Origin of the sequence: Corallococcus sp. 4LFB, assembly GCF_046520365.1 — a bacterium.
GTDB lineage: Bacteria > Myxococcota > Myxococcia > Myxococcales > Myxococcaceae > Corallococcus > Corallococcus caeni.
In genome coordinates this window covers 1-3421 of the sequence record NZ_JBKGHJ010000693.1, presented here as the reverse complement: position 1 = coordinate 3421, position 3421 = coordinate 1, and the positions used below count along the sequence as shown (strand labels likewise).

At 72.8% G+C, this 3421-nt stretch carries 2 protein-coding genes and 1 pseudogene; all 3 read left to right on the top strand.

Annotated elements, in window-relative coordinates:
• On the top strand, nucleotides 1-2276 hold a 2276-nt coding region (gene recG / locus ACLEQD_RS39660; protein ID WP_410391115.1), incomplete at its 5' end, for an ATP-dependent DNA helicase RecG.
• 89 nt (nucleotides 2277-2365) lie between these two features.
• Entirely contained in the window at nucleotides 2366-3001 is a 636-nt protein-coding gene (locus tag ACLEQD_RS39655) for a protein-L-isoaspartate(D-aspartate) O-methyltransferase (protein ID WP_338281451.1), read from the top strand.
• A gap of 108 nt (nucleotides 3002-3109) precedes the next feature.
• Nucleotides 3110-3421 (top strand): annotated as a pseudogene (locus tag ACLEQD_RS39650) (hypothetical protein); the annotation flags it as partial.

Here is a 3421-nt window from a genome sequence, read left to right as displayed (position 1 = left end):
CCGGTTCCGGCAACGCGGTGGCCCGTGCTCCCGTGGCGAAGACGGGCACCGACCCGCGCAAGGGCGCGCCGCTGGCGGAGCGCGCACCCGCGGAGAAGACCCGGAAGAAGAAGGCCAAGGCCGTGGGCGCGGAGGCGTCCCGCTCGGAGGCGAAGCTCCTGTCCATCGCGCCGCGCACGGGCCCGCTGTCCGCGCCGCTCAAGACGCTGGGCAAGCGGCTGGGGCCGCGCCTCGTCGCCGTCCTGGACAAGAAGGGCCTGCGCCGCACCGGCGACATCCTGTTCCTCTTGCCACGCTGTTACGAGGACCGCCGCCGGCTGCGCACCATCGCGGAGCTCATCCCCGGCGAGCGCGGCGTGACGGTGGGCACCGTCAAGACGGCGGACTTCGTCCCCGGGCGCGGCGGCAAGCGCATGTTCCGCGCCGTCGTGGGGGACCGCTCCGGCAGCATCGCGGCCACCTATTTCAACGCGGGGCCGTGGCTCAAGAGCCGCTTCTCCGTGGGCAAGCAGCTGGTGCTCTCCGGTGAGGTGCGCGCCTCCATGAACGGCCGGGAGATGGCCCACCCGGAGCTGGAGCCCGCCGAGGACCTGGAGAACACGACCTCCGTCCACTTCCACCGCATCGTCCCCGTCTACCCGGGCTTCGAGCGCGGGGAGCAGCGCTCCTTCCGCGAGCTGACCTCGCGCATCAGCGAACAGCACGCGCACCACCTGGAGGAGCCGCTGCCCGCGGACCTGCGCCGCCGCTACCACCTGATGGGGCTGCCGGACGCGCTGCGCTTCATCCACTTCCCGCCGGACGACGCGGACCTGGAGGCGCTGGACGCGCACCAGAGCCCCGCGCACCGCCGGCTCGCGTTCGACGAGCTGTTCTTCCTCCAGCTGGGCATGGCCTTGAAGCGCCAGGGCATCAAGGCGGAGGAGGGCATCTCCTTCGACGTCACCCCGGAGCGGCTGGAGAAGGCCCGCGCCGCGCTGCCCTTCCAGCTCACCGGCGCCCAGGCGCGCGTGGTGGGAGACCTCGCCCGGGACATGGCGCGCCCGGAGCCGATGAACCGCCTGGTGCAGGGCGACGTGGGCAGCGGCAAGACGGCCGTGGCGCTCGTGGCCGGCATGGTGGCGCTGCAGGACGGCTACCAGGTGGCGGTGATGGCCCCCACCGAGATCCTGGCCGAACAGCACGAGCGCACCTTCCGCCGCATCCTGGAGCCGCTGGGCTTCCGCGTGGGGCTCATCAGCGCGGCGGGCACCGCGAAGCACAAGCGCGAGGTGCGCGAGGCCGTGGCGAAGGGAGACATCCATCTGGCCGTGGGCACGCACGCGCTGCTTGAAGGCGGCGTGTCCTTCCAGAAGCTGGGGCTGGTGGTCATCGACGAGCAGCACCGCTTCGGCGTGCTCCAGCGCCACACGCTCATGAGCAAGGGGCTCACGCCGGACGTGCTGGTGATGACGGCCACGCCCATCCCGCGCACGCTCGCGATGACGCTCTACGGCGACCTGGACGTGTCCATCATCGACCAGCTCCCGCCGGGCCGCACGCCCATCACCACGCGCGTCTTCAACAACGAGCAGCGCGCGCGCGTCTACGAAGCGGTGGGCGCGGAGCTGGCCAAGGGGCACCAGGCCTACGTCGTCTATCCGCTGGTGGAGGAGTCGGAGAAGCTGGACCTGGAGGACGCCACCCAGGGCGCGGCGAAGTTGCAGGTCGTGTTCCCCGACGCCAGCGTGGGCCTGCTGCACGGGCGCATGAAGCCGGAGGAGAAGGACGCCGTGATGGAGGCGTTTCGCGACAAGCGCATCCAGCTGCTCGTGTGCACCACGGTGGTGGAGGTGGGCGTGGACGTGCCCAACGCGTCCGTGATGGTGGTGGAGGCCGCGGAGCGCTTCGGCCTGTCGCAGCTGCACCAGCTGCGCGGGCGCGTGGGCCGTGGCGCCGCGGCCAGCTACTGCTTCCTCGTCGCGGGCGCCGCGCGCTCCTGGGAGTCCACCGAGCGGCTGGGCGTGATGGAGCGCAGCAGCGACGGCTTCGTCATCGCGGAGAAGGACCTGGAGATTCGCGGCCCCGGCGAGTTCCTGGGCACGCGGCAGAGCGGCCTGCCGGAGCTGGCCGTGGCGAACCTCGTGCGCGACGGCGACCTGCTGTCGCTCGCCCAGGCGGAGGCGCGGCGCATCATGGACGCCGACCCCAAGCTCCAGGCCCCGGACCACCAGGGGCTCGTGAAGGCGCTGGAGGAGCGCTGGGAGGGCCGGCTCGCGCTCGCCCGGGTGGGGTAGGCCCGGGGAGGCTTGCGTCCGCCCCCCGGATTGGCTCGGACTGTCGGCGTGCTTACTTTTCCCTGGAGGAGCACGAGGGGGCGCACGCGATGGGAGACTGGGGCCGAGCGGAGTATCTGGCGCGGCAGGGCATCCGGGACCGGCGGGTGCTCGCGGCGATCGCCAACCTGAGCCGTGCGGACTTCGTGCCCGAGGGGGAGCGGGACGCGGCCTACCAGGATGCCCCCCTGCCCATCGGCCACGGGCAGACCATCAGCCAGCCCTACGTGGTCGCCCTGATGACGGAGGCCCTGGAGCTGCGCGGCGGCGAGCGCGTGCTCGAGATTGGCACCGGCTCCGGCTACCAGACGGCGGTGCTCGCGCTGATGGCCCGCGAGGTCTACACGGTGGAGATCGTCCGTGAGCTGGCCCGGCCCGCCCGGCGACTGTTGCACCGGCTGGGCTTCACCAACGTGTTCTTCCGGGAGGGCGACGGCTCCCTGGGCTGGCCCGAGGCCGCGCCCTTCGACGCCATCATCGCCACCGCCGCGCCGGAGGAGATTCCCCGCGAGCTGCTGCGGCAGCTGAGGCCCGGGGGGCGCATGGTCATCCCCGTGGGCGCCACGCACGAGGCGCAGGAGCTGCTGCGCCTCCGCCGGGGCCAGCCGGGGATGCTGCCCCGGGTGGACCGCCTGCTGCCGGTGCGCTTCGTGCCCATGACGGGCCAGGCCTCGGTTCCGACGTGACGCGAGCCGACGGTGCTGGCGGGTGCGGATGGACGCACGCCTGCACGCCCACTGCCTGAGTCCCGGGTCGCGTTGCCGTGAGGGGAGGGGACCGGTAACGTCCCGTCCATGATCATCTGCCCGGTCTGCGACCACGTGCAGTCGGAAGGCGAAGAGTGCGAAGGCTGCGGCAAGCGCTTTCCCGGCCTCGTGAACACCCCGGACCCTGTCGTGGCCCCGCTGCCGGAGCTGGAGCTGACGCACCACGCGGGCGGCCGGGTGCCCGTGGATGCGCCCGTGCTGCCGGAGCTGGACCAGACGCGGCTGCGCTCGGGGCCGGACCTGCCGGCCATGTCCGTGCCGGACCTGGAGCTGACCCGCTCGGGCGTCACGGGCGAGGTGCCCGTCGCACCGATGAGCGACCTGGACACGGGCCGCGCG